This window comes from Metabacillus indicus, from assembly GCF_046603695.1.
GTDB classification, from domain to species: Bacteria; Bacillota; Bacilli; order Bacillales; family Bacillaceae; genus Bacillus_P; species Bacillus_P indicus.
Genome location: NZ_CP176757.1, coordinates 2,370,501 through 2,395,688, shown reverse-complemented (window position 1 = coordinate 2,395,688; position 25,188 = coordinate 2,370,501). Strand labels below are relative to the sequence as shown.

29 protein-coding genes and 1 pseudogene are annotated in these 25,188 nt (G+C 42.9%); 22 read left to right on the top strand and 8 right to left on the bottom strand.

Annotation, left to right across the window (positions count from 1 at the left end):
• Positions 1-140: 140 nt before the first annotated feature.
• The 5 genes and pseudogenes from ACK1LH_RS12045 to thrS all read left to right on the top strand — a co-directional run.
• Positions 141-938, top strand: a complete 798-nt coding sequence (locus ACK1LH_RS12045; protein ID WP_051827254.1) for a TIR domain-containing protein — start codon at positions 141-143, stop codon at positions 936-938.
• Positions 939-968: 30 nt separating this feature from the next.
• Positions 969-1,652: a hypothetical protein gene (locus tag ACK1LH_RS12040; RefSeq protein WP_411333167.1), complete on the top strand. Its 684-nt coding sequence runs from the start codon at positions 969-971 to the stop codon at positions 1,650-1,652.
• Positions 1,653-1,669: 17 nt separating this feature from the next.
• Positions 1,670-2,479 (top strand): alpha/beta fold hydrolase, encoded by an 810-nt coding sequence (locus tag ACK1LH_RS12035; RefSeq protein WP_411333165.1) that lies wholly within the window; start codon positions 1,670-1,672, stop codon positions 2,477-2,479.
• A gap of 67 nt (positions 2,480-2,546) precedes the next feature.
• The gene (locus ACK1LH_RS12030; RefSeq protein ID WP_411333163.1) at positions 2,547-3,167 is read left to right on the top strand and encodes a hypothetical protein; all 621 of its coding nucleotides are present in this window, start codon (positions 2,547-2,549) and stop codon (positions 3,165-3,167) included.
• 867 nt (positions 3,168-4,034) lie between these two features.
• Positions 4,035-5,705 (top strand): annotated as a pseudogene (gene thrS, locus ACK1LH_RS12025) (threonine--tRNA ligase); the annotation flags it as partial.
• A 214-nt stretch (positions 5,706-5,919) separates the two neighbouring features.
• Here the strand turns inward: thrS and ACK1LH_RS12020 are convergent.
• Both ACK1LH_RS12020 and ACK1LH_RS12015 read right to left on the bottom strand, forming a co-directional pair.
• Positions 5,920-6,378: a divergent PAP2 family protein gene (locus ACK1LH_RS12020; RefSeq protein ID WP_029280527.1), complete on the bottom strand. Its 459-nt coding sequence runs from the start codon at positions 6,376-6,378 to the stop codon at positions 5,920-5,922.
• Positions 6,379-6,567: 189 nt separating this feature from the next.
• Positions 6,568-7,359 (bottom strand): hypothetical protein, encoded by a 792-nt coding sequence (locus ACK1LH_RS12015; RefSeq protein WP_411333161.1) that lies wholly within the window; start codon positions 7,357-7,359, stop codon positions 6,568-6,570.
• Between the two features lie 183 nt (positions 7,360-7,542).
• On the opposite strand from ACK1LH_RS12015, the gene ACK1LH_RS12010 reads away from it, so the two are divergent.
• Positions 7,543-8,769 (top strand): MFS transporter, encoded by a 1,227-nt coding sequence (locus ACK1LH_RS12010; protein WP_411333160.1) that lies wholly within the window; start codon positions 7,543-7,545, stop codon positions 8,767-8,769.
• Positions 8,770-8,801: 32 nt separating this feature from the next.
• Here the strand turns inward: ACK1LH_RS12010 and ACK1LH_RS12005 are convergent, their stop codons facing one another.
• The gene (locus ACK1LH_RS12005) at positions 8,802-9,527 is read right to left on the bottom strand and encodes a hypothetical protein (protein ID WP_411333158.1); all 726 of its coding nucleotides are present in this window, start codon (positions 9,525-9,527) and stop codon (positions 8,802-8,804) included.
• A gap of 200 nt (positions 9,528-9,727) precedes the next feature.
• Here ACK1LH_RS12005 and ACK1LH_RS12000 point away from each other — a divergent pair, with 200 nt between their 5' ends.
• The 3 genes from ACK1LH_RS12000 to ACK1LH_RS11990 all read left to right on the top strand — a co-directional run bounded on the left by ACK1LH_RS12000 (position 9,728) and on the right by ACK1LH_RS11990 (position 11,359).
• A complete protein-coding gene (locus ACK1LH_RS12000) occupies positions 9,728-10,204 on the top strand; it encodes a DUF2975 domain-containing protein (protein ID WP_411333157.1) in 477 nt (158 codons plus the stop codon).
• Between the two features lie 10 nt (positions 10,205-10,214).
• The gene (locus tag ACK1LH_RS11995) at positions 10,215-10,784 is read left to right on the top strand and encodes a hypothetical protein (protein WP_411333155.1); all 570 of its coding nucleotides are present in this window, start codon (positions 10,215-10,217) and stop codon (positions 10,782-10,784) included.
• Positions 10,785-10,915: 131 nt separating this feature from the next.
• Positions 10,916-11,359, top strand: a complete 444-nt coding sequence (locus ACK1LH_RS11990) for a PaaI family thioesterase (RefSeq protein ID WP_029280534.1) — start codon at positions 10,916-10,918, stop codon at positions 11,357-11,359.
• An 84-nt stretch (positions 11,360-11,443) separates the two neighbouring features.
• Here the strand turns inward: ACK1LH_RS11990 and ACK1LH_RS11985 are convergent, their stop codons facing one another.
• Together ACK1LH_RS11985 and ACK1LH_RS11980 are read right to left on the bottom strand one after the other, a co-directional pair.
• Positions 11,444-11,596: a hypothetical protein gene (locus ACK1LH_RS11985; protein ID WP_158001621.1), complete on the bottom strand. Its 153-nt coding sequence runs from the start codon at positions 11,594-11,596 to the stop codon at positions 11,444-11,446.
• Positions 11,597-11,609: 13 nt separating this feature from the next.
• Entirely contained in the window at positions 11,610-11,933 is a 324-nt protein-coding gene (locus ACK1LH_RS11980) for a winged helix-turn-helix transcriptional regulator (RefSeq protein WP_411333153.1), read from the bottom strand.
• A 132-nt stretch (positions 11,934-12,065) separates the two neighbouring features.
• Here ACK1LH_RS11980 and ACK1LH_RS11975 point away from each other — a divergent pair, with 132 nt between their 5' ends.
• The 4 genes from ACK1LH_RS11975 (at position 12,066) to ACK1LH_RS11960 (ending at position 14,743) form a co-directional block, all read left to right on the top strand.
• A complete protein-coding gene (locus ACK1LH_RS11975; RefSeq protein WP_203290333.1) occupies positions 12,066-12,557 on the top strand; it encodes a lactoylglutathione lyase family protein in 492 nt (163 codons plus the stop codon).
• A 105-nt stretch (positions 12,558-12,662) separates the two neighbouring features.
• A complete protein-coding gene (locus tag ACK1LH_RS11970; protein ID WP_411333151.1) occupies positions 12,663-13,130 on the top strand; it encodes an NUDIX hydrolase in 468 nt (155 codons plus the stop codon).
• Between the two features lie 61 nt (positions 13,131-13,191).
• A complete protein-coding gene (locus ACK1LH_RS11965; protein WP_411333150.1) occupies positions 13,192-13,644 on the top strand; it encodes an NUDIX hydrolase in 453 nt (150 codons plus the stop codon).
• 70 nt (positions 13,645-13,714) lie between these two features.
• Positions 13,715-14,743, top strand: a complete 1,029-nt coding sequence (locus tag ACK1LH_RS11960; protein WP_411333148.1) for an alpha/beta fold hydrolase — start codon at positions 13,715-13,717, stop codon at positions 14,741-14,743.
• Between the two features lie 43 nt (positions 14,744-14,786).
• Here ACK1LH_RS11960 and ACK1LH_RS11955 read toward each other — a convergent pair whose 3' ends face one another.
• Entirely contained in the window at positions 14,787-15,341 is a 555-nt protein-coding gene (locus tag ACK1LH_RS11955) for a TetR family transcriptional regulator (RefSeq protein ID WP_411333146.1), read from the bottom strand.
• Positions 15,342-15,433: 92 nt separating this feature from the next.
• On the opposite strand from ACK1LH_RS11955, the gene ACK1LH_RS11950 reads away from it, so the two are divergent.
• The 4 genes from ACK1LH_RS11950 (at position 15,434) to ACK1LH_RS11935 (ending at position 18,849) form a co-directional block, all read left to right on the top strand.
• Positions 15,434-15,865: a hypothetical protein gene (locus ACK1LH_RS11950; RefSeq protein WP_029565951.1), complete on the top strand. Its 432-nt coding sequence runs from the start codon at positions 15,434-15,436 to the stop codon at positions 15,863-15,865.
• 160 nt (positions 15,866-16,025) lie between these two features.
• The gene (locus ACK1LH_RS11945; RefSeq protein ID WP_029280550.1) at positions 16,026-16,625 is read left to right on the top strand and encodes a DUF1349 domain-containing protein; all 600 of its coding nucleotides are present in this window, start codon (positions 16,026-16,028) and stop codon (positions 16,623-16,625) included.
• Positions 16,622-17,827, top strand: coding sequence for an MFS transporter (locus ACK1LH_RS11940; protein ID WP_051827251.1), 1,206 nt, complete (start codon positions 16,622-16,624; stop codon positions 17,825-17,827). Before ACK1LH_RS11945 ends, ACK1LH_RS11940 begins: the two co-directional genes overlap by 4 nt.
• Positions 17,828-17,838: 11 nt before the next feature.
• Positions 17,839-18,849 carry an ROK family transcriptional regulator gene (locus ACK1LH_RS11935; RefSeq protein ID WP_029280554.1) on the top strand — a complete coding sequence of 337 codons (1,011 nt, stop codon included), beginning with the start codon at positions 17,839-17,841 and terminating at the stop codon, positions 18,847-18,849.
• Positions 18,850-18,964: 115 nt separating this feature from the next.
• Here the strand turns inward: ACK1LH_RS11935 and ACK1LH_RS11930 are convergent, their stop codons facing one another.
• Entirely contained in the window at positions 18,965-19,630 is a 666-nt protein-coding gene (locus ACK1LH_RS11930) for a type 1 glutamine amidotransferase domain-containing protein (RefSeq protein ID WP_029280555.1), read from the bottom strand.
• A gap of 145 nt (positions 19,631-19,775) precedes the next feature.
• On the opposite strand from ACK1LH_RS11930, the gene ACK1LH_RS11925 reads away from it, so the two are divergent.
• The 3 genes from ACK1LH_RS11925 to ACK1LH_RS11915 all read left to right on the top strand — a co-directional run bounded on the left by ACK1LH_RS11925 (position 19,776) and on the right by ACK1LH_RS11915 (position 23,448).
• Complete coding sequence (locus tag ACK1LH_RS11925) at positions 19,776-20,627, top strand: LysR family transcriptional regulator (RefSeq protein ID WP_282034065.1); 852 nt, start codon at positions 19,776-19,778, stop codon at positions 20,625-20,627.
• A gap of 172 nt (positions 20,628-20,799) precedes the next feature.
• Complete coding sequence (locus ACK1LH_RS11920) at positions 20,800-22,221, top strand: NAD-dependent succinate-semialdehyde dehydrogenase (protein ID WP_411333145.1); 1,422 nt, start codon at positions 20,800-20,802, stop codon at positions 22,219-22,221.
• Positions 22,222-22,281: 60 nt separating this feature from the next.
• Complete coding sequence (locus ACK1LH_RS11915) at positions 22,282-23,448, top strand: iron-containing alcohol dehydrogenase (protein WP_411333142.1); 1,167 nt, start codon at positions 22,282-22,284, stop codon at positions 23,446-23,448.
• Positions 23,449-23,611: 163 nt separating this feature from the next.
• Here ACK1LH_RS11915 and ACK1LH_RS11910 read toward each other — a convergent pair whose 3' ends face one another.
• Complete coding sequence (locus ACK1LH_RS11910; protein ID WP_411333140.1) at positions 23,612-23,896, bottom strand: hypothetical protein; 285 nt, start codon at positions 23,894-23,896, stop codon at positions 23,612-23,614.
• 334 nt (positions 23,897-24,230) lie between these two features.
• Between ACK1LH_RS11910 and ACK1LH_RS11905 the strand changes: the two genes are divergently transcribed.
• On the top strand, positions 24,231-24,467 hold the full coding sequence (locus ACK1LH_RS11905; protein ID WP_029280568.1) for a hypothetical protein: 237 nt from the start codon (positions 24,231-24,233) through the stop codon (positions 24,465-24,467).
• Positions 24,468-24,478: 11 nt separating this feature from the next.
• Positions 24,479-25,144 carry an HAD family hydrolase gene (locus ACK1LH_RS11900; RefSeq protein ID WP_029280570.1) on the top strand — a complete coding sequence of 222 codons (666 nt, stop codon included), beginning with the start codon at positions 24,479-24,481 and terminating at the stop codon, positions 25,142-25,144.
• The last annotated feature ends 44 nt before the right edge of the window (positions 25,145-25,188 follow it).

Genomic DNA, 25,188 nt, shown 5'->3' with positions numbered 1-25,188 from the left:
AATTATGTGCGCTTTCCTGTCACTGGAGAGCGCTTTTTACTGTCCCGGGCATGTCCATTTCCGCTCATATCTGCCGGAAAAGAGGAATAGAATGTGAAGAAGACTGCATGTAAGAGTTTAGGAGGAAGGAGACACTGCACTTGATCGATACCATTTTTATCAGTCATGCGCACCGTGATGAGGCATATGTCAGAGAGCTTGTTAATCTGCTGACAATGATCAAGGTGCCGAATATTGTCTGCAGTTCGTATCCCGGCTATCACATTCCTAACGATGAAGACATTTATGATTATCTTCATCAAAAACTGAGCGGAAATTCGTGGATTATCTATGTGCTGTCTGAACATTATTATAAAAGTCCTGCCTGCCTGAATGAAATGGGAGCCTGCTGGATCCTGAACAAAAAATACACGGCGATTCTGACCCCGTCTTTTGACTACAAAGAGATGAAGGGTGCCATTAATCCAAATCAGATTTCCTTCAAATTGAACGACCTGGACAGGCTGTATGAATTTCTTGAAAATGCAAGGGATGTGTTTAAGGTCGAAAAGCAGTCCGGCACATTTCTTGTGAAAATTTGCGAGCAGGCAGTCAAACATGTAAATCAGCTTGCAGATGATGAACGCAGAAACAGGAAAATGGCCGGCTGCACCCTTGAAGGCATCCGCCTGGATCCAGAAGACGGCAGGAAATTTCAGTTCAGGCTGAGGCTTTCGAATCCGGAAGAATTTGATATCCGGGTCGATGTCATAAAAATTGAGGCAGCGGATGAAAACGGTGAAACCTTTTCGCAAACACTGCAGCCTGCAAATCTGAAGCTTTACAGCAAGGAAAATAAAATCGTTTTTCTATCTGCTGAGATCGGTGATTCAAACTACGAGCCATATATCCATCAGAGGGAAACGGTTGATTTAAAATTCAGCAGAGATGTCTGGTAGCGAGCTGCTGCTAGTTAGGAGGGTAACTGGATGAAAGTAGAATTAAGTGCCGAACAATCAGAGCTGAAAAACAGGATTCAATCTAAGCTTGAGGAAATCCTTCACTTTCTCTCACTGTCCAGAGAAGAAAGACAGGTTCAGTCGTACCGTCATATTGAGCAGGTTTATGACGAAATGGGAATAGCCGCCCACTCTCTTTATCTCTCCCTGAATCCAAAACCAAAACATTTGAAAAAAACAGTCCGGCTGCGCAAAATGACGCCGGGGGATCCCCAGTTTTACCAGCACATCCGGCCTGTTCAGGAACTGCTGAATTACCTTAATAATCAGCAGGCGAACGATGAACCGTGTGATCAGACTCTCGGCGAGACGTTTTATTTAAATGTGTTCACCCGCAAATGGGGCAAGAGTGACAGGTATACTCTGATCCGGAATGAGGAGGGATGGCTTGTCAGGCACTCATCCCAAACAGAACAGGGAGGAAGGGATGCTGAGCCGATTCTGAGCTACGTTCTCAGATATGACCAAGTTTCTTACCCGCGTAATTTGAGCACCATCATGGAGGATATCTGGTACCGTGCAGCCGAAGAAGGACTGACGCGGGAAAAGGTTCAGGCAATGCTTAATGAAGTCGCCGACTGGATTACAATGACAGAGCAGAACTATCCAAGTCATATCGCGCTGGAAAATGAGGAAAAAGGGTATTTCTCGTAACCGGGAAAGGAGTAAATATGGGATATTTTATTGGGACGGATGATGCTGTAAAGATCTTCGTTGAAGATGTGGGGCCAAGTGATGGCCAGGTGCTTTTTTTGATCCACGGCTGGCCGGTTGACCACAGGATGTACGAATATCAGCTGGATCAGCTTCCTAAGCTTGGTTTCAGGTGCGTTCTCATAGACTTACGTGGATTTGGAAAGTCAGACAGACCTTATACCGGTTATTCCTATGACCGGCTTTCTGATGACGTTAAGGCCGTCATTGAAATCCTCCAGCTAAAAGATATTACGCTTGGCGGTTTTTCAATGGGCGGTGCCATTGCCATCCGGTATATGGCGAGGCATTCAGGTTACAGGGTCAGGAAGCTCGCCCTTTTTGGGGCAGCGGCTCCATCATTTACAAAGCGGCCTGACTATCCGCAAGGAATGGCTAAATCTGAAGTCACCAAACTGATTCAGCAGACCTATACCGACAGACCGGACATGCTGACAGGATTCGGGCAGATTTTTTTCGCCAAGTACATCTCAGAAAGCTTTAAAAATTGGTTCCAGAGCCTTGGTCTTGATGCATCCGGACATGGGACGGCACAGACAGCCGAGTCCCTCCGTGATGAGGATTTGAGAGGGGATCTAGGGAAAATCACCGTTCCGACAGCTATTTTCCATGGCATGAAAGATCAAATATGCCCGTTTATTTTCGCAGAGCTGATGCATAAAGGCATTCTTGATTCTGAACTTATTCCGTTTAAATACAGCGGCCATGGCCTATTCTATGATGAGCTGGAAAAGTTCAACCGGGAACTCATTCGATTTTTGGAATAAAAGCTATTGCTTCCCTTTCGGTCACACTTTATGATGAAGCTAGTGTACATAAAGGGGAGGCACAATGTTGAAACAGCACATCATTTTTTATACGGTTATCTTTCTCGGATGCTTTTTACTTGGATTTTTTGAAGCGCCTATTTACCTGATCGGATTACTGCTTACTCTGTCAATGGGGTGGTACATGTATGTCCAGATAAGTCCGGTCCTCTTTTCAAAGGACATTCGAAAGTCTGAATCATATATTCTCAAGCATCAGAGTAATCCAATGTATCAGTTTTATTATGCAGTCGCGAACAACCTGGATGCTGAAGCCGAAGAGGCTATGGGAAAATTCCAGTCAAAATATAAAAACTCAGAGCGCCGGGCGTTGATTCAAACGACATATGCTTTATATAAACAGGAGCCGTCCGAGGCGAAAAAATACGTCCATCTGATTAAATCTCATGTCTACAGAACCTACTATGAGGGACTGATTGCAGCTGAAAGCAGAAAATTTAAAGAGGCCAAAGACCATGCAGACAGGCTGCCGGCGGGATGGATGAAAAACAGCATTCTTGCAGAAATGGCAGAAAAACAAGGAAAAAATAGCGAAGCCAAAGAGCGCGCCGCCATGGCATTCAAGCAGACAAGAGGGCTTCAGCGATATATCCTTTATAAAAATTTTGAAACGCATCTGGCTTCCTAGCCGAAAAAAATGACTCAGACATGCGTCTTTTTTTAAAAAAATTTCCATCGTTGAGATTTATTTCCCTGTAAAAGGGCAGTGAACCTCAGAAAAACATACCTGAAAAGACTGGTTGCTCAGTGAAAAATTCTCATCACTGATCAGAGATTTTTTACATGAACTAAAAAAACAGTTGAAATCATTTCAGTCACATTGTAAAATCATGTTAATTTAGAAAACGTGATGAAAAGGACACGAGCCATTTTTACCGGTTGCCAGAGAGGGAAGGACTGCTGGAAACTTCCCAACACGGAAAATGTGCTTACCGCCTTTGAACCGCACGGAGGAAATGCCGTGCCGCAGCCGCTGCGTTAAAGCTCTGGAGCCGTTGTTTGGGAAAGTTTGGGTAAAGGTTTGCACATCGATGCGGGCACTTACGCTTTTCTAGTTCGGAAATCTGGGTGGAACCACGGGCAAAGCGCGCTCGTCCCTGTCATAGGGATGAGTGCGCTTTTTATATTTTAAAGGTTTCGAAAAGGACACGAGGCATGAACGCCGCGCAACAGAGAGGGAAGGATGGCTGAGAACTTCCCGGCGCAGGAGCATGAACTTACCGCCTTTGAACCGCACGGAGGAAATGCCGTGCCGCAGCCGCTGCGTTATTGCTCTGGAGCCGTTGTATAGGAAAGTTCGGGTAAAGGTTTGCACACCGATGCGGGCACTTACGCTTTTCTAGTTCGGAAATCTGGGTGGAACCACGGGTAAAGCGCGCTCGTCCCTGCTATAGGGATGAGTGCGCTTTTTTATATTTCTGCGAAAGAAGGGATTATGATGGAAAATCAGAAAAAGGAAAAAAATCAGGAGGTCATCAATTATTCAAGTGCACAGCTTCTCGCAAGGGCAGTCAGCAGACTGTATCCGGGAGCGGTTCTTGGGGGCGAGGCTTCTCATCAGCAAGGTTTTTATGCAGAGTTTCTACTTCCGCACAGCATAAAAGAAAAAGAACTGAAAGACATTGAAGCGGAAATGGAACGCATCTTAGATCAGGGAGAGAAGTGGGATTGCATTTCTTTATCCCCAAAAGACGCCGCAGATTTATTTTCTGAAAAGGGAGAGTTTTTAAAAGCGGAGCAGCTGCGTGAAATGGACGGGGAGAGTGTGTCCGTCTGCAGGCACGGGGAGTATATGAACATATCGAATGAATCCCTCTTCATCTCTGACATTAAAGCCTTTAAACTTCACGCAGTTGCTGGCTCCTACTGGAAGGGTGACAAGTCAGGACATGTGCTTCAGCGGATAAGCGGTGCAGCATTTGCAAGCAGAAAAGAAATGGTTTTGTTTGAAAAAGAGCAGGAGGAATTAAAGAAACGGGATCACCGCAAGATTGGTAAAGAGATGGAGCTTTTCCTGTTTTCTGAAGAAGCACCCGGCATGCCCTTTTTCCTGCCAAACGGTCAAATGATGCGCAACGAGCTGCAGTCGCTGCTCCGGGAGGTTCAGGGTGCAGCAGGCTATCAGGAGGTTTCTTCCCCGTTTATGATGAATGAGCGGTTATGGAGACAGTCCGGCCACTGGGATCATTATCACGAAAATATGTATTTTTCAAATGTGGATGAAGAAACATTTGCGCTTAAGCCTATGAATTGTCCAGGACACATGATCATGTTCAACCAGCAGCTTTTTTCTTACAGAGATCTGCCGGTCAGATATGCGGAATTCGGTCAGGTCCACCGGCATGAGTACAGCGGGGCTTTAAACGGCCTGCTGAGAGTACGGACTTTTTGTCAGGATGATGCTCATTTGTTCGTGCGTCCGGATCAAATACAGGAGGAAGTAAAAAGCGTTCTTGGGATGATTGACTATGTTTACAGTACTCTTGGATTTGACTATTCGGTCGAGCTTTCAACTAGACCTGAAAATTCAATGGGGGATGATGAGCTTTGGCAGGATGCGGAAGCGGCACTGCAGGGAGTGCTGGACGAAATGGGGATGCCTTACCGCATAAATGAAGGCGACGGAGCTTTTTACGGACCAAAGATTGATTTTCACATCCAGGATGCCATGAAGAGAAGTCATCAATGTGCGACAGTGCAGCTTGATTTTCAGATGCCTGTGAAGTTTGACTGCAGCTATATCAGCGAAAAAAATGAAAAAGAACGTCCAGTTGTCATTCACCGCGCCATTGCAGGCTCTCTTGACAGATTTCTTGGTATTCTTATCGAGCACTTTGCAGGTGTGTTTCCTTTGTGGCTTGCCCCGGTTCAGGCTGTGATTCTTCCAGTTGCAGAAGTACACCTGGGCTATGCAGAAGAAGTCAAAAATAAGCTGGCAGAAAAGGGCATACGCGTTCAATTGGATGCAAGCGGGGAAAAGCTTGGCTATAAAATCAGAAAGGCACAAAAAAGCAGGGTGCCGTACATGATTGTGCTGGGCGATCAGGAAAAGAGTGCGGGAAGTGTTAATGTCAGGAAACACGGGGAGAAACAGTCTCTGTCGATGGAGATCGATCAGCTGGTGGATCATCTCATGGAGAAGATTGAGAAGCGGGCATTGAGCTGAAATAATCATCCTTTAGCAGAAGCCGGATGGCAACGAATCCAATGAAGCTGGTAGTTATTCGGTAAAAGTCGGCAGTGAACGAATGAAAGTTGGTAGTAAAGAATCCAAAGTTGGCAGTAAAACAGTGGTAGTTGGAAGTAAACGATGTAAGTAAGGTTTTTTCTTAACGAAATCTTTCTTCACAAAAAGAAAAGAGAGCTATTTGCTCTCTCTCTTAATTATCCTCAAGTTTTGCACTGATTAACCCAAGAACCACACCTAAAATACCTCCGCCAACAACTTCAAGAGGCTGATGTCCAAGCACCTCTTTCAGTTCTTCTTCGCGCTTAATGTGGCCAAGACCTGGAAGGTGCTCTGAAATAACGGCCATCTCTCCGTCAATGTCATTGATCAGTTTGGCGATTTCGCCTGTATGCCGCCTGATGCCCTGGGCATCATACATGACAATAATGCCGAAAATGACGGCAATTGCGGTTTCAATGGATGTTGTCCCATTTTTGGCTGCAACATAAGTGGAAAGAGCAGCAACGCCCGCTGAGTGGGAGCTCGGCATTCCGCCAGTCGTGACAATTTGTTTCACATCCCATTTTCCTGAAAGACGTTTGTAGGTGAATATTTTTAATCCCTGTGCAATGGCTATCGCACCAACTGCTGTTATGATTCCTCGATTCATGCTCATCTTTTTGTCGTCACCTCTTGAAATAGTAGTCGGAAGCATTGATGTAGCATAAATACCCCTCGCGTCCTTTTCTAAACGTTAGTATCCGCAAATGGAGGTGAAATATTTCAAGCTCTCCGGGGAAAAATCAGCCATTGCAGAGGAGGCAAAATAAGAAAAAGCACACCAATAATGGTGCGCTGATCAGTCTTTGACGATTTTAGACGGATTGTTGATTTTGTAAGGTACAGAAACGTCGAGCAGCATGGATTCATCTTCTACATCTTTCCCTTTAGGCAATGTTTTTTTGACGATCTTCCCGTTAAAGTTCAGGCTGTCACCAGCTGCAAGCTCATATTTTTTCAGGGTTTTGCTGTGGGAGCACCAGGCAAGTCCGACTTCAAGGGGATCTTCGCCTCCAATTACTACATCTTCAAGTATCACTACTTCGTCGTTTTCTTCATTAAAATGATTCCAGCTGAGCGCCAGCTGCTTTACTTTTGCCGTAAATTGGACCTTGTCATCAGGCAGAGCGAGCTTTGGCTGCTTTGCTTTTTTAGCTGCAGGCTTTTTAGGTTCTTCAGAGGGTTCAGCCTGCTTGGCAGAAAGTGTCACGGCAGGTTCTGAAGGAGCCTTTAATGCCGTTTCTTCTGTACTCATAGCAGGAGCAGCATCAGGAGCAGGCTCTTTTACTTCCTTGCCGAAATTTCCCGACTGCATTTCTTTCAAGTAAGCCGGGTGAATGCACGAAAGATTGCCGTCTTGAAACTGGATGACAAGCGTTGTATGTGATGCACCGGAAGACTGGTATCCTTTAATTGCAACAAGTCTCTGGTGTGTACGTTCCTTATACCAGTACTCTTTTTTTACGCGAAGACCCCATTCTTTTACTTTTTCTTCATAATCCGTTTCATTTTCAAATGTTTCATAATCTCCAGCAGGAGGGATATAGCCCGTTGTGTTGGCATCTTCAATATGCGGCAGAACGACAGCCATTTTAGCACATCCTTTCTTGGTCTATTGTACCTTCTCTTTTGAATGAAAAAAAGGGATTGAGAATGCCGGCAAGAATTGTTTGAAAAAATTCTAAAATTTGGAGAAGATTCACAATTGAAGAAAAAACGACTGGTGAAAAGTGGTAAGATATCTTTACATAATTCTTTTATATGGGGTGGGTTAATGAATGCATGGAAAGTGCCGTCTCTGCTTATCTCAGGAATCGGCATATCAAATTTAGGCAGCTGGATCTACCTGATTGCCATCAATTTATCCATCTTGAACTTAACAGGTTCGGCGGCGGCGGTTGCAGGACTTTATATAATCAGGCCGATTTCCATGCTGATGACAAACACATGGGCCGGCAGTGTTATTGACCGGATGGATAAAAAGAAGCTGATGATTTACACTGACGTTTTCAGAGGCGGAATGGTGGCTGTCATCCCGTTTTTGGATTCGCTTTGGTTCATTTATCTGGCTGTTCTGCTTATTAATATGGCAGGTTCTTTTTTTGGTCCAAGTTCTTCTGTTTACATAACGAAAATGATTCCTTCTGAAAAGAGAAAGAGATTTAATTCTATAATGGGAATGGCAAGCTCCGGAGCTTTTTTGACCGGTCCTGCAGTTGCAGGGTTTCTGATTATGCATTTTGGAACAGACATTTGCATTTTTATCAATGCTGTATCCTTTATTGCCTGCGGATTTATTCTCTTTTTCCTGCCGGAGCTAGAGGAAGAGCCGTATCAATCGAATAAACGCGGCAGATTTCAAACGATTGTCGATGACTGGAGGACTGTCTTTCAATTTGGAAAAAAGGCATCTTATTTTATGGCGGTATACGTTTTCTTTCAGGCAGCCATGCTGATTGGCTTTGCCCTTGATTCTCAGGAGGCAACCTTTATTAAGCAGCATCTTGAGCTGACAGATCAGGATTACGGAATAATCGTCAGTCTGACAGGACTAGGTGCGCTCGCCGGCGCTGCCGCATCAGCAGCACTTGCTTCCAAAATGAAGCTAGGCTTCTATATGGGTACAGGCATGCTGATGACTTCTGTCGGGTATTTGTTTTTCTACAGCTCAAACGGATTTATGACAGCTACACTGTCTTTTGTTTTTCTCGGCTTTTTTATGGCGTTCGCCAATTCGGGCTATGCGACTTTCTTTCAGCTGAATGTCCCTGTCGCCATTATGGGCAGGTTTGGAAGCGCTGCTGATATGCTTCAGGGAATCGTGCAAATTATCCTGACGCTCCTATTAGGATTAGCAGCAGAATGGTTCACCCTGCAGACAGTCTGCCTTGTCTTTTCAGGTGCAAGCGTCCTGTTTGCGGCAGGTCTGCTTGTTGCTGTGATGATGCCCTCTAAGGCTTCTTATTTTGATGAAAAATCAAGTCGTACAATAAATGCTTAATGGAAACGTACCTTGCAAATCAAAACAATTTTTTATTCTGCTATCGGTTTTTTCAAAAAAGGAACGATTTCTTTCTTTAGCACTTCAAATTCCGCATGGTCTCCCTGTGCATGGCTTACTCCGATGCTGATGCCTAAGGAATCTTTTGTCCAATAGCTGAAAACATCAGACTGATCGTTTTCTCCAATCCTTTCAAGCTGATCGGCAGTTTGAAGTTTAGCAAGCAGGTCCTGATTCGAAAATCCATCAAGGTAGCCCTCCATGGCAGGGGATAATGCCTTGCTTTTTTTCTTAAGCGTTTCGGCAAAAGCTTCGTTCAGAGTTACGAGCTGATCTAATTTTACCCGCTCTCCATCAGTCAGCAGGTACGTTGAGGTATAAAAATGATTAGAGGGGTGGGCTGTGCCCGATACATTGCCGAGTCCATCATACTGTATACTCAGCAGTTCACGGTCCATCCTTTTAATCGTGTGCATGATGTCTAAAGTCAATCCATCCGTCATGGCTCCATCAGGATAATAGTCAAGGACTGTTAAGGCATCGGTTTTGATATTCTTATTTAATTTTTCCTGCTTAGAAGAATCCTTCATACCGGATAGCTGGGGGTAGGAAATGGCAGTCTGGTTATGATGATAGAAAAATTCGGTTAGTTGATAATTCTCATGAGTATTTGAGGAATGTGTCTGCAAAGAATTTAAATCACCGGCAATCGATTGGGGCATAGAAATACATGCCAAAAGAATATAAAGGATAATCATGGACTTCTCCTTCTCTATTTAGTTGATTTTTCCTTATTTTTCACTGAGGAGATGTGTTTATGCATAAGCTTTCATCCCATAAAACAGCTGCTTTCTTTTTCATGGAAGTTGGCTGTTTTTTTTGTTTTAACAACAAAAATTTATTGAATTACAATAAATAACAGGGTAATATATAGGAAAACATTGGAATGAGGTGCATTATGCAAAATGGATATATCCTTTTTTTGAAAGCTTCTGTGCTCCTGGTAGGGGTGGCTGTTTTTTGTTTGAGTTTTTTCTGGCTTCCAGGTCTCGCTGAGTTGTCTGCTGAGCAATTTCCGGAGTTTGCCTATTTAAAAGGAATCGTACTGGCTGGAATTTATTTGACTGTCATCCCTTTTGCCATCGCTTTGCAGCAGGCTGTGCACTTACTTAGTCTTATCGAGAAAAGGAAGGCTTTTTCAGAAGCGGCTTTAACAGGTCTCAGCAGAATTAAAGGGTGCGCTTGGATGATTGCTTCCATTTATGCGGCAGGGATTCTGCTGTTTATAATCATTGGCATTCTTCACCCTAGTTTAGCCTTAGTGGGGGGTACTATTGTTCTCGCTTCACTCTCAATTGGCTTTTTTGCAGACGTACTTAATGCTCAGTTAGTCCATGCTCTCGAATGTAAATACGAAAATGAAATGACAGTTTGAGGGCTATACAATGACATTGATAGTAGCTTTAATACTGATTCTTTTATTAGTAACCGGCATCCGCAAATGGAAGAAAAACAAACTGGCTGCAATCCTGCTGTTCAGTCCAATAGTCATCTGCATCCTATTTGTCAGTTTCTTTCTGTTTCATTCCATTGATCGGGTAAAGCCAGATTCACTTATTTTTGAAACATCCATCGAAAACAGCAGGGTGCATGTAAGCGGAAGCTGGTCAGAAAGACTTGATTACTACCATTTTCCAACCGATTATCTCATTTTCTATATTCCTGATAATAAGAGTGCGGGCACCGTTTCCCGCAGCCGGACGGATATGAACACCAAGATGGACTGGAAATATCTCATGGAAGATGTTGAGCATGCAATCAAAAGGGAAGGGTTGTCAGAACTGGAGCCTCAAATCTATGATGTGAAAACAGAGAAAGACTTTCACTTTTCATTTACTTTGCCAGATGTTGTTAAGGCTGAGGAATTGGAGATCTATTATGCGCATGTGAGGGAAGAGCCGATGGAGTCTTTGGAATACTGGTTTAAAAGGGTGCAGATAACAGGGGGAAAATAGGTTTCTATTGATATTACAAATAGATGTCTTTGCTATAATTGTAAATTTATAAGTTAAATAACAGAATAATCTTGAAATAGTCTTTGATCTATCCTTATTATTAAGTATTACATAGTGGAAGGTGCGATTATATGAATCAGTTAGAAGGCTTGAAAAAGATGATGAAGGGTGAGATTCCGGATGCACCCATTGCGCAGCTTCTTGGCTTTAAAATCATAGGTGTGGAAGAAGGAAGAGTAACAATTGAAATGAAGGCTCAAGAGAGACACCATAATCCAATGGGCACTCTTCACGGCGGAGTGTTAGGTGACATCGCAGATGCAGCTATGGGTTATGCATTTGGAAGCACGCTTGCCGACGATGAATTATTTACAACGGTAGAGTTAAAATTAAACTTTTTGAAGCCTGTTTGGGATACAGTACTTCGAGCTGAAGGCAGACTCATTAAAAAGGGATCAACAATGGGGCTGCTGGAGTGCCACATTTACGATGAAAAAGGGAGTCTTGTAGCTCATTCAACAAGTACATGTATGATCATACGGGAAAAGGACGGCAATAAAAGAGTGAGGCGATAAATTCAGCAGTTAAAACAGCTCGGAAGAAAGGAGCTGTTTTTTAACTTTTTGAAACACCTTAAAATAAACAATGGGCGGCAATTGTTATTCTCCGCCGCCTGAATAACGATTGTCGCCCATCATAAAGTTTTTCTCTTCACCAGGATTATGAGATACGTTTTTTCTGTTCGTTCTTTTTTGGTCAATGAAGTAAGCAAGCCCTAATGCAACGGCAAGTAATCCAGAAATCCAGCCCATCATGATTCCTCCTTTATTCAGCCCAATTTTCTTTGCCCCACACATGCATGTGCTGAAGGATCGGCATTAGCGTTTCTCCTTTTGAAGTGAGGCTATATTCCACTTTCGGAGGCATTGTATTATATTGCCTGCGCTCTACAAACCCATCATCTTCAAGTTCCTTCAGCTGCCGGCTCAGTACTTTATGGGTGACACCTGTCAGAAGCCGTTGGATTTCGCTGTATCTTAGCGTTCCATCAGTGCCCAGATGCCAAAGGATGACCGTTTTCCATTTTCCTCCTATTTTATTTAGTGTATATTCAATAGAACATTTTAATTTACCTTTATTTGTGTCCAATTATTTTCTTCCTTTCTTACCTCAATGATAGTATCTGACATAAAAGTGCATACTTACATCATTCAGCGTATTTCGTTACACTAATCTTGTACCAAAAGTTTATCGTACAATTGAGGAGGAATTTAATCAATGCTGACGTATCCAAGATCATTTTCACATATCGGACTTTCTGTTCCAGACCTGGACAAGGCAGTCAAATTTTATACAGAGGTTTTCGGATGGTATGTCCTAATGGAACCTTCTAAAGTAGAAAACGATGACTCTGCAATTGGACAAATGTGCAGGGACGTTTTCGGAAATGAGTGGGAAACATTCCGCATAGCCCATCTTTCAACTGGAGACAAAATTGGAATTGAACTGTTTGAGTTTCCCCATAATGAAAAGCCTGAGAACAATTTTGAATACTGGAAAACGGGCATCTTCCATTTCTGCATCCAGGATCCTGATATCGAGGGCATGGTTCAGAAAATCATTGAACATGGCGGGAAACAGCGCATGCCGATCCGGGAATACTATCCTGGTGAAAAGCCGTTCAAAATGGTTTATGTGGAAGATCCGTTCGGCAATATTTTTGAAATTTATACACACAGCTATGAGCTGACCTATTCAGAGGGAGCTTATTAACCAGCACTGTGGCACATCATTTAATATGATGTGTCTTTTTTTAATGAACATATGGATATTTATGCTAAAATTGGAAGTGTAAATGCTAATTGAGAGGAATCAATGATGAGCAACTATATTCAAACGATGAGAAATTTAATCGGCAACCAGACGTTATTAACCGTGGGATGCGGAGCCATTATTGAAGATGATAAAGGCAGAATCCTTCTTCAGCAAAGAACAGATCATTCAGAATGGGGAATTCCCGGGGGATTGCTTGAACTGGGAGAGACCTTTGAAGAAACTGTCAAAAGAGAAGTGTGGGAGGAAACAGGATTAACCTTGGAAGACCTGAATTTATTTGGCATTTATTCCGGAAAAAATGGATTTGCAGGATATGAAAATGGAGACAAGGTTTACAGCGTGCAAGTCATTTTTTTTACAAAAAAATTCTCTGGGCATTTAACTCAAAATAAAGAGAGTAAGAGAGTTGTTTTTTTAGAGAAACACGACCTGCCAAATAAATTTAATCCGCATCAGCTTCCTTTTATCAAAGATTGGGTACAAGGTGCAAAGACACCAGTCATTAAATGAGTTAAAAAGCACATCAGCATAATAATGTTGAAGCTCAGTACTGGAAGGAGTTAAGAGGGCTTTGAATTCAATTGCAACAGCAGGATGTTTTTCAATCATCAAAAATAACGAAGGAAACATTTTATTAGTTAAGCGCCGCGATTATCCAATCTGGGATTTGCCCGGTGGAAGGGCTGATCCGGGCGAAGTCTTGGAGGAATGTGCGGTTAGAGAGGCAGAAGAGGAAACAGGGTGCTGCATTAAAATTGAAGCAAAAATAGGTGAATATCATATGTGTGATGAAAATGATATACAGCATATCTATTTCGCTGAGCCGGCAGGCGGAGAATTAATTGCTCAAGGACCTGAAACAGCGCAGACAAGATGGTTTGACCCGGAAAAACTGCCGCTGCTTATGGTACCGAACCGAAAACGGCAAATCAGAGACTTTCTGACTGCGGAAGGCATGGTAAAGGAATCAATTAAAACGACTTACATAGTAAAATTTTTAAGAGCAGTTGTACGCAAACAATGATGAATTTATTAACATCTTATTGCAAGGATAAATGCCTTTATAAAAACACACATTCGAGGAGAGATGGGTCATGAACCCTAAAAAGGATACTAGATCCCAAAAGCGCAAGATACTTATACCAATTGCTTTTGCAGCGGCAGGAATCATTCTTTTGTCTTGTATTATGGGTTCAATTTATGAATGGTATGGGTATAGCCAGGCAAAAAACAATTATCCTTCGAATGGGCAAATGATTAAAATCGGGGATCGGTCCATTCATACAGTGATCAGGGGAGAAAAGACTGACCTGCCGGCGATTGTCATCGAATCAGGTGCCGGACAATGGTCATATGACTGGAAGAACATTCAAGTGGAGCTGTCTAAATATACCCAAGTTCTTACTTATGACCGTGCAGGATACGGATATAGTGATTCTCCAGAGGATGGTTTTTCGGTCGACTCCACTATTCAGGATTTATATACTGTCTTAGAAAAAACAGAAATAAAGGGACCCATTTTGTTAATAGGACATTCAGCAGGAGGCATTTATACAAGGCATTTCGCAGAAAGATATCCGGAAAAAGTAGCGGGCATGGTGCTGGTAGATGCCAGAAATGAGTTTTTTGCCGAGCAGGCTGAAGCTTACAACGATGTATTCTTTGAAACTCAGGACCAAACAATGAACGGCCTTCTCGCAAGGATAGGACTCGTCAGACTGTTAGGCGAGAAGATGTTTTCAGATAAAGCACCAGAATTTCTTTCTCCTGCGAAATATGTTCAAGTACACTGGGATGTACCATTCTTCAGTGTAATGAATGAAGAAATTAAGCAAATGAATATCCTTGAAAGAAGGCTTGCTGAGACAATTCCGCTAAGAGATAAACCTCTGGCAGTCATTACACCTGAGAAGCCGGATATGCAGGCAAAAGCGATGGGCTTTACGGAACTTGAGGGAAAAAAACTTGAGGAAAAATGGCTGGAAGCGCAGCAAAATCTAACTTCACTATCCAATAACAGCGAACTCATAAAAATCTCTGACAGCAGCCATTCCATCATGCATGATCAGCCTGAAATGCTGGTAGCAGCCATATTGTCTGTCGCTGAAAAAATTAAAAATTAGTGTGTTCTGGGTTTCTGCTCCAAGCAGAAACCCTTCTGCCGTTTTATATATTTTTTTCGCTATGGGAAGTAATGCTCTCAATTGCTTTTTCGATGTTTGCGTCAAAATCTATGGCATCAAGCAGTGCAATTCCTTCAACGGTGACCAGTGTCAAAGCTGCCAGCCGTTCTTTTTGGTCATCATCTTCCGCATCGAGAAGAAGAGCAAAGTAGTGCTTAAAGCCTTCTCCTATCATTCTTGCAACCGGGTAATAGGGATTTTCTTTTTTTGACGCAAGCGCAATTAATTCCAGCCATAGTCTCATAAATGGTTTTACTTCCGGTTCTTTCATCAAGTGGTACATATGTGGAACCAGCTTGCTGTATGGCATGGGATCTGCTGGCGATTTTTTTAGAATCGTAATCAGATTATCGGATATGAGCGTCAGAACCTCTGTGAGAAGCTGTTCTTTATCATGAAAATAATGCAGCAGCATTCTGTCGCTCGTCTCTGCTGCTTCTGCCAGATTCCGCAGGCTTGCTGTTTGAAGTCCATGATGCAGGATGTATTCTGCCAATTTGTTTTTAAGCGTTTGCTTGCGAAGTTCACCTTTTTTCATTGCATTTTCCTCATTGCTTTTTTTGTGTAGTATATGCTACATTTTTATTATGTAGCAAGTGCTACATAATTTATTCCGGGGAGATGAGCAGGTTGATTGTAAATACAGAAAACAGTCAATATCAGCGATTATTCACAAAACAGCAAACCGTCGTTTTAATCTTGCTTGGCATGGCATTTTGGTTTTGCGGAGCCATGGCTGTCAGGTTTGGTTCAGAAATCGGGATGTTTGGAAAAACAGGCAGCTTCTTTTCTTTTCTTATAGCTTTGCCGGTATCCTGGATTTCTGTGCTGCTTATCATTAAAGCAGCAAAATTAAAAGCTGTGCAAATAATTCCCGGCGTCAGCTTGGGTTTATTAACTGCTACTTTTTTAGACGGAATTGTTCTTACGTGGGGATCGCAGCTGTACGGTACAGATGATGGCCTAATCGGGCTTGGTGCAGCCTGGATTCTATGGGGGGCATTTACATTCCTTGCATGTGCCTTTATTGAAGCCTGGAGGAGAGGCATAAAGCTCGTTTAACTGCTAAAAAATGATCTGTCTCTTTTAGTGATAGATCATTTTTTTATTGCTGTTATAGAAATAGATGCTTCCGGCAGAATAGAACCAGAATCTGTTTTTGACATTTCCTTAAACAGTTATTAAAATGGTTTTAATAACTTTTTTAATAAAGGAGATTACCATGCTTACATTAAACATAAAAGATGGAAAATGGCTTAATGCCCCTGACGAGTTTGAAATCAGCAATCACAGCCTGTCGTTTACGTCCATGCCGTTTACGGATTTCTGGCAGCGCACCAATTACGGATACCGGACTGATAACGGGCATGCGTACCTGTTTTCTACTGGGGAAAAGGAATTTTCTTTTACGGTCAAAGTTCAGTTTAGCGGCAAAGAACTTTATGACCAGAGCGGGATCATGGTATTCATGGATTCGGAAAACTGGCTGAAAGCATCAGTAGAAAAAGGAAAATCAGGAGAATGGCTGCTTGGATCAGTAGTGACAAATCACGGCTATTCCGACTGGGCCATTTCTCAGGAAGAAAAAGATGAGGATACGGTTATGTGGTACAGGCTGACAAGAAAACAAAACGACTTTCTCACAGAAGTTTCCCGTGACGGAAAATCCTTCAGGCAGATTCGAATGTCCCATCTATTCAGAGCGTCAAATGAAATCCAGTTTGGATTATATGCCTGCAGTCCGAAAGACTCTTCATTTCAGACAGTCTTCTCATGCATGAAGCTCGAACCATCCGTTTGGTCAGAGGAGAGTCATATATGAGTCAAATAGAAAAGAGGGCATGTCCAGATCAGATCATGAGCCAAAACGTCCAGCATAAACCTGCTTTTTTGTTTCTTTTGCTTTTATATTTGTCCTTTATTGCACTTGGCCTTCCTGATACGGGGCTTGGTGTGGCTTGGAACCAAATGAGGGCGGACTTTGGTGTGCCCCTTGAGTACGCAGGATTTATTACGATGACAATCACGGTTTGTTCGGCTATATCAGGGTTTTTGAACGGGAAGCTTTTGGCACGCTACGGAACAGGCAGGGTGACTGCTGTTTCCTGTACACTGACTGCACTTGCCATCATTGGCTTTTCTTTAAGCGAATCGTACTGGCTGATTCTTCTGCTTGCGGTTCCTCTCGGTCTTGGAGCCGGGGCGGTTGATGCCGGCCTGAACAGCTATGCCGCTGAAAATCTTTCTTCTAAACACATGAACTGGCTTCACAGCTCCTGGGGGATCGGTGCAACACTCAGCCCGGTTATACTGACAATCGGCATCACACAATTTGGGAGCTGGAAGGCCGGGTATGGCTTTATCGGTGTGGTTATTTTTTGTTTATCCGTGTCTTTATTTATGACCCTGTCCTTTTGGAAGCAAAAACAGCAAGGCGGTGCAAGAGAAGAAGTTAGAGAGGATAAACCTTGGATCTGCGGGATAGCTCCATACCTATCTGTAATGGCTTATATCATTTATGTAGCTGTTGAAGGCGGAATTGGTCTTTGGCTGAGCGTTTTGCTGGTTGAAAGCAGAGGGCTTGAACTTTCGGCTGCAGGATTTTTGGCAGGAGCCTTTTTCGGAAGCATCATGATTGGCCGGTTTTTGATGGGGTTTATTGCAGATGCACTTGGAAACCGAAAATTGATTTTCCTTGGGCTGGCTATTTCTGCAGCCGGGTCAGCAGCTTTTTTCTATCAGGAGAACGTGATGATTTATGGAACGGGAATCATACTATTAGGCCTGGGCTTTGCTCCGCTCTATCCGGCCATGATGCATGAAACGTCAAAGCGCTACGGAAGCGGGCAGGCGAAAAAAATCATTGGCTATCAAGTGGCTTTTTCCTACATCAGCCTGCTGACATTTGTTCCGCTGATCGGATATATCGCAAGCCGCACGACTCTTGAATTTATTCCGGTGTTTACTGCAGTCAGCGTAGCAGCTCTTGCTCTCGTTATAAAAACATTAAATCAATTAACTTAAGAGGTGAAAAAATGCCGCCATACGATTCATCACATCTCATAAAACGGTCAAATGAACAGCTTATTTTAAAAGAGCTTGTGCAGCAGGAGACGTTCATTAAAAAAGATCTGGCTTCAAAGCTTGGACTCAGCTTTCCTACTGTGAGCAAAGTGCTGGATGATCTGGAAGAAAAAGGCGTGATTATGCATGCAGGAATGGCTTCATCAAGCAATGGCAGGCGGGCTTCTATTTACGGAATCAACCCCGAATATGGAACAATCCTTGTCCTTTATATTCAGTATTCCCGTTTTTGGATTTTAGTCGCTGATGCAAAAAAAGACGTTCTTTTTAAAGAGGAGCGGATGATCGGACAGGATTACCTGTCTACGATAAAAGCCATTATAAATGAAATGAAAACAAGGTTCACAAATTTGAACGCCATCTCCATCGGTGTGCCGGCTGGTGTGATGGATGGTGAAATCAAATATATGAACTACTATGATGATCTGCAGGGACTGCATGTAAAGAAGATCCTGGAAGAAGAATTCCGCGTGCAGGTTTCAGTGGAACGTGATGTGAATGCCATGCTGCAGGGCTGGGTGCTTGGAGCTGACGGCGAGAAAACGAAAAATGCATCACTTTTAATTTTTACGGATGACGGTCCAGGTGCTGCTTCTCTTATTAATGGAAGAATCCTGAGGGGCTTTTCTGCTTTCGCAGGCGAAGTCGGATTTTTGCAGGTTGGAGAGGGGGACACGCTGCAGGATAAAATGACACAGCCTCAAACACAAGAAGAGACTGTCAAAAATGGTGCATATCTTATCTCTGTCATCTCCATTATGCTGAATCCCGAAACTCTTATATTATCAGGAGAAGAAACAGTCCGAAAACTTATTCCGGATATTGTTGATGCGTGTAAACAGAGGATTCCGGAGGCTGCCGTCCCGGAGATCCAATTTTCTGCAGACTATCATCAGCTCTACAGCGAGGGATTACTTGAAAAAGGGAGAAACGATCTGCTTGGAATTGAAACAGATCTATAATTGGATGAAAGAATGAACGCAGAAGGGAATTATACTCTAACGGCATGGCAAGAATCAGTTAATAAGAACGAAAAAAGACGAGCATAGATGCCCGTCTTTTCTTGCAGATTTTTCATTATTTATCCAATGCTTTCAGGAGCTCATTTGCAATCGCTTCTGAAGAAACCGGGTCACGGCTAGTTATGATTTGGTCATCAGCCCAAATGGCAAGCTGGGGAGAATCTAAATCACTTACATACTCGGCTACTTTGCTTAGTTCCTGCTCCACACTGTATGGAAGGAATTCCAGGACATTTTCCGGCTCATACACATCAGGATAGGATGTTACTTTTTTGCCCTGGATAATCGAGGTTCCATCAGGTCTTACCGTGAATGCAAGGACAGCAGGCGCATGGCATTCTGCTGCCACAATACCTCCATTATCATAGATTTCATTGATGATGCGGTGTGCATGGGCATCATAGGCAACATCAAACATCGGGCCGTGGCCTCCTACAAAAACAACAGCATCAAAGTCTTTGCCGCTCAGATCTGACAGACGTTTTGTCTCTTTCCAGCGTCCAAGCTCCTCAAAAGCTTTGGATACGCCATGTGGATCCCATTGGTCAGTTAAGCTGAATGTGTCCACTTTAGCATCTCCGCCTTTAGGAGAAGCAATGGTCACTTTGTGGCCTGCATCCTCAAGCGCCTTCAAAGGCACGTGAAATTCTTCAGACCAGTACCCTGTTTCATAGGATTTTACTTTAATTGCATTTGAGACAACCATCAATACGTTTGCCATTTTATTTCCTCCTCAAATAAAATTCGTTTGTTTTGAGCAAAATGCTCATTTTTAAGCACAAACTTAGCTTACAATGTAAACGGCAAGAGGAGTACTTCCGCATCGTTATGCGGATATAACAAAAGGTTTTGACTGGAGTGAGAAGATGAGAATTGAGTGGCTTGAAGCCTTTCAAAAAACCGTTGAGACGAAAAGCTTTACAAAGGCCAGCGAACAGCTGCACATGAGCCAGCCTGCTTTGAGTAAACAGATCAGAAGCCTTGAATCATATTTCGGCTGTCAGCTTTTTGTCCGTTCAGCAAGCGGCGTGGTTCTGACAAAAGAAGGCGAGCTTTTAATAAAAGCGGGAAATGAGATTGTAGAAAGAGTGCAGAAAGCGCACAGGGAACTGGCTGAGCTTAATGAAGAGAAGCAGGTCGTCATCGGCTCGTGGCCAAGTATTGCTTCTTCCTTTCTTCCTCAGAAATTCAGGCAGTCTGAAAACTTCAGGGCAGAAAAAATCAGCATTAAAACATCCCACACGTTCTCCGATTTAATGACGGGACTTAAAGAGAATGTCTATGACGGAATTTTAATGGACGACCGGTTTGTGGAGCATCACTTTCTCTCGGAGCTGCTTTTTATCGAACCGATTATGCTTTATTTTCATAAAGATCACCCCCTCGCCGAGAAAAAAGAAGTGACGTTTTCTGATATTGAAGGAGCATCCTTTTTATCTCTCCCTGAAGGGTGTGACTGCAGGATTATTATTGAAAAAGCTTTTGAAGAAAAAGGAAAACCGTATAACGTGGCTTCAGAAATAGAGTTCGGGCAGAGTATTTTGGGGTTCATTTCCGCAAACCTTGGCATTGCCCTATTGCCAAAGCTTTTCTCCGGGATGATCTCCCCTGATATAAGAGCGGTTGAAATCAGAGACATAGCATTAAATCGTCATATCTCTCTGATCAGTAATAATAAAGAGACGAGTAAGATCATCAAAAACTATTTGAAAGACTGAGAACGTTCCAATTGGGGCGTCTCTTTTTAATGGCACCTAAAAACGGCAAAGACCATCGCATGGAATAATGGGCCATAACGTTCTGTTTTACCCTTCAAATATCTTGGAAGTACAAAAGAAGGCTTTTCGGGTGTTTAATAGGGAGTGTAATCAAGCGAAGGAGATGAACGAAATGAAACAGGGATTCAATTTAATAAATGGCAAATGGTTTAGCACTTCTGATTACATGGAAGTGACGAATCCAGCTACTGAAGAAGTCTTTGCCCGCGTACCTCTGAGCGGAGAAGCCGAGGCGGCTGAAGCAGCCGATGCAGCTTATAAAGCCTTTTGGAAATGGTCAAAAGAAACAGCTGAAACCCGTTCAAATGTTTTATATAGATGGCATCAGCTCATTAAGGAGCACAGAAAAGAGATAGCAGAGATTATGACGATGGAACAGGGAAAACCATTTGATGAAGCTCTCGGAGAAGTGGATTATGCCAATCAGTATGTAAAATTCTACGCAGAAGAAGCAACCCGGATAAAAGGTGAAATCATTCCAGCTTCTTCTAAAAACAAGAGAATTCTCGTGCAAAAGGAAGCTGTCGGAGTTGTTGCTGCGATCACACCATGGAACTTCCCGGCTGCCATGATTACAAGAAAGCTTGCTCCTGCACTTGCAGCAGGAAATACGGTATTGCTCAAACCGTCACAGGAAACACCTCTAACAGCAATCCGACTTGTAGAACTTGCTGAGCAGGCAGGCGTTCCAGCAGGAGGCATCAATATCCTTACAGGTAGTTCAAGAGAGATTACCGGTGTGTGGCAGGCAGACAGCAGAGTGAGAAAGATTACATTTACGGGATCTACACCTGTTGGCAAGCAAATCATGAAAGACGCTGCCGATACCATGAAAAAAATTTCACTGGAACTTGGCGGACATGCGCCGTTTATTGTGACAGAACATGCAGACATTGATAAAGCTGTGCAAGGGGCCATGAGTTCGAAATTCCGCAATGGAGGTCAGGCGTGTGTTGCTGCCAACCGCTTTTACGTACATGAACGTGTGGCAGAGGAGTTTACAAACCGTTTTGTTGAGGAAGTGAAAAAACTGCGCACCGGCAACGGCATGGAGAAAAGCACAACTCTTGGGCCGCTGATTAATCAAAAGGCAGTTGAAAAAGTAGAAGAACACATTGCAGATGCCACCGCTAAAGGAGCTGTTGTGCTTACAGGAGGAGCAAGTAAATCCTCAGCAGGCTTTTTCCACGAAGCAACCGTCCTTAGCAATGTGACTGATGACATGCTCTGCATGTATGACGAAACATTCGGCCCGCTTGCACCGATTACAACCTTTAAAACAATCGATGAGGTAATCAGCCGTGCGAACCATACGCCATATGGGCTTGCCGCATACGTTTTCACAGAAAACATTGCTGAAATCATGGAGCTGTCAGGCTCGCTTGAATATGGAATTGTCGGAGTGAATGACGGTGCTCCTTCAACAGCCCAGGCCCCGTTTGGAGGCTATAAAGAAAGCGGACTTGGCCGTGAAGGCGGAGATCATGGCATCCATGATTATCTGGAAGTAAAATATGTATCACTTGGTTTTTAAAAAATCTCAAAGTTTTATGCAACGCCAATCACTAAAAAATACCCGTTGGAGGAATAAAAAATGGATCAATTTCAATATGTAAACCCTACAAAACTTATCTTTGGAAAAAATCAGACAGCTGCCATCAAGGACGAGGCAGCTCAGTATGGAAATAAAATTCTGCTTGTGTATGGCGGAGGCAGCATCAAAAAAAGCGGCTTATATGATACCGTCATGGAGCAGCTGAAAGCCATTCCTGATGCGGAAATAGTTGAATTGAGCGGAGTTGAACCAAATCCGAGACTTTCAACAGTAAACAAGGGAATCCAGTTAATCAGAGAAAATAATCTGGAATTCATCCTTGCTGTCGGCGGCGGAAGCGTCATTGACTGTGCAAAAGCAATCGCAGCAGGCGTTCATTATGATGGAGATGTCTGGGACATTGTGACCGGAAAAGCAGCTCCGGCATCAGCTGTGCCGCTTGGAACGGTTCTGACTATGGCTGCAACAGGAACAGAAATGAACGGAAATTCTGTGATCACAAATTGGGAGGAAAAAGACAAGCGTGCGTTCAGCTCCATCCACACATACCCTAAATTCAGTGTCCTGGATCCGCAAAACACATATACTGTCCCTAAAGATCAGACGGTATACGGGATTGTTGACTTGATGTCACACGTATTTGAACAATACTTCCATGCATCAGAAAACGCACCTCTTCAGGAACGTTTCGGAGAGTCTATTCTCAAAACTACCATTGATGTTGCGCCTAAACTGATCAAGGATCTTGAAAATTACGCCTACCGTGAAGTGATTATGCTTAATGCGACATTTGCATTAAACAAGGTTTTAACAATGGGAGTCAAAACAGACTGGGCTACCCACATGATTGAGCATGCGGTTTCTGCTGTTCATGATATTCCGCACGGAGGGGGACTAGCCATTTTATTCCCGCGCTGGATGGAGTTTGTCGCACAGACAAAGCCTGAAAAAGTCGCTCAGCTCGGTATTCGTGTATTTGATTTGAACACTGAAGGCAAATCACTGAATGATCTTGCAGCAGAAACAATTCAGCGTGTTAAAGAGTTTTGGGCATCAATTGGCGCCCCTGAAAATCTGTCAGATTACGGGATTGACAGCCGTGAAATAGAATTGATGGTTGAGCGCTCCATGGTGGGAGACACGATTGGAAGCTATGTACCATTAAACAAAGATGATGTCAGAACGATTTTGATGAATTCCTTATAAAATAAACAAAAAAACGAGTGGATCACATATTAAAAGGGTTTACTGGTGAGGTGCAAACAGCCATATCACTAGAAAAGGCTTAGAGGGTTTTTCCTCTAAGCCTTTTTCTATCTTTAAATGTTCAATTAGGTCTTATAGCTAGTAATTATGTGCCGTTAAATGATTATTTATTATCCTTTAGTTCTAAAAGTGCAGGCGCAATATTCAGTAAAATAGAAACAATGGTCAAAAACCATAATGCCTTTTCCATACCTGGTACTACATCCAATAAAGCTGACCAGTCTTCCACTTTTACCCACCTGGACACTGCACTGTATTCAGCACAAAGTGTTAATGCCGTAAATGATAATCCTGCAGCCATAGCAAGTTTATAATCTTTTCCTGTCTTATACATATAAAGATTTATAAGTGTTGCTGCAATGGCAATAAGTCCTAATAGTAACCACATCATGATGCCTCCATTATCTATTTATTTAAACGGAACAATCTAACATATTTAAAAGGTACAATTATAATATTAACATATTTTTCTAGTTCCCTTCGTTTGAATAGAAACAAATACTCATTTGACAATTGATATAACAATAAAAAAATGCACTGTCAATTTCTATGTGATATACAGCGCGTTTTGAATCGATTTTTACTTGTTTGCATTTCTTAAGAAAACCAGTCAGGGACATGCCACTGGTTTTTTCTATATGAAAATTTTCTGAAAATAAAGTGGAAATAAATGCTATAATGAGAGAAAACAAGTCTTTATAAAAGTGCTGGGGGAATGTGAGATGAACAAACGGGGTGCCGGTGTTTCTTTTTTAGCTATTTCCGCTTTTTTGCTTGCCGCTAAGTATATCAGCGCGGCCATGTTCGGGTCAGGAGTTACCACATGGGATGAAAAAATTTATGATGCCATGATTAAAAGTGTGGGATTTACACTGAACACATTCAGCATTCTGGCACTGATTGCAGGAATCCTGTATTTGCTTGCTGCTGAAAAAGAAGACTTAAATAAAAAAGCTTAGGGAGTATACATATGACAGCTGTGATTTTTGACATGGACGGAACACTTTTTCAAACCGATCTTATTTTGGAATGGGCTCTTGAGGAGACGTTTGTACAGCTTAGGGAACTTGGAAAATGGGAGAACGAGACTCCGATTGCGCTTTACAGAAAAATCATGGGTGTGCCTCTTCCGGTTGTATGGGAGACATTATTGCCGAATCATCCGCAGGAAGACCGTGATTTTGCAGACGGATATTTTCTCGACAAACTGCTTGTGGCGATACAAACGGATCAGGGGGCATTATATCCAAATGCGAAGGAATTGCTGGAGAAGCTTGCTTGTTCTGGATTTCAGCTGTTTATTGCAAGCAACGGGCTGACACGTTACCTTCAGACAATCGTTGATCACTATGGACTTGCGGAGTGTATCACAGAAACCTTCAGCATCCAGCAGATTGATTCCCAAAACAAATCAGACCTCGTAGGATCGATCCTGCTTAAATACAATCTGAATGCAGGCGCTGTTGTCGGCGACAGATTGTCAGATATCCTTGCTGCGAAAGACAATCACCTAAAAGCAATCGGGTGCAGGTTTGACTTTTCCGACAGGGAAGAATTAGCGCAGGCGGATTTTATAGTGGACGATTTAATGGAAGCAGATCAGATTTTAAATCGTTTGTTTGTTAGAAATAACTGAGAGTATAAGACCGGAAAAATTCAACTCTTAAGAACGCATGACAT